Below are 677 nucleotides of genomic sequence, written 5' to 3' on the forward strand. Positions count from 1 at the left end.
TTGATAAAACTCAATAATAAATCTTCGTCTCCTTTAAGTCCGAAAAAGTATCGGATAAAATAATCATTTAACTTTTTAACTTTCTTTTTAATTTTTTTCATAATTATATTATAACAAAAAATTATTATTTGTCAAAATATAAATAAATTGCTTACTAAAAGCGTTAATTAATTTATAATTTTGCACTATTTTTCAATTATAAAACCGCTTTCAAAATCTCAAATCGATTAATCTAGCGGTTTTACTTTACTGCTTACAAATTATGAAATCGCTTGTTTATATTTATCCATAACATATTTTATGAAATGTTTGATAATAAACGCTTCATAATGAGGGGGAATGGTCATATCGTAATCAATTTTTTCTATAATATCGTCCGTATCGGCTTTATATTTGTCTTTATTAATTTTATACTCGCCAGATTTATCGTATATTTCGTCTAATATTTTTTCTTTAAATAGTATCTTTTTTATGTTATCAATAACATCTGTTAAATTCTTTTCATTATTTACATCTCCAAAAAAAGCGTCTAAACTCAAATTGGAAGATTTGCTTTTATCTTTAATAGAATTAATGTATATGCATGAATTTTCAGTGTCTAATCCTATAAACTTTACAGGCACAATATTATCTAAATTTGTTTCGTCTATAAATTTGAAATAATTATAAACGATTGA

At 23.0% G+C, this 677-nt stretch carries 1 protein-coding gene; it reads right to left on the minus strand.

All coding sequences use genetic code 11. The features are described 5' to 3' along the window. Positions 1 to 260: 260 nt before the first annotated feature. Positions 261 to 677 (minus strand): hypothetical protein (locus tag EZH24_RS14415; protein ID WP_236847271.1); only part of this gene is annotated, 417 nt, incomplete at its 5' end.

The sequence above is a fragment of the Brachyspira catarrhinii genome, from assembly GCF_005518285.1.
In the GTDB taxonomy this organism is placed as follows: domain Bacteria; phylum Spirochaetota; class Brachyspiria; order Brachyspirales; family Brachyspiraceae; genus Brachyspira; species Brachyspira catarrhinii.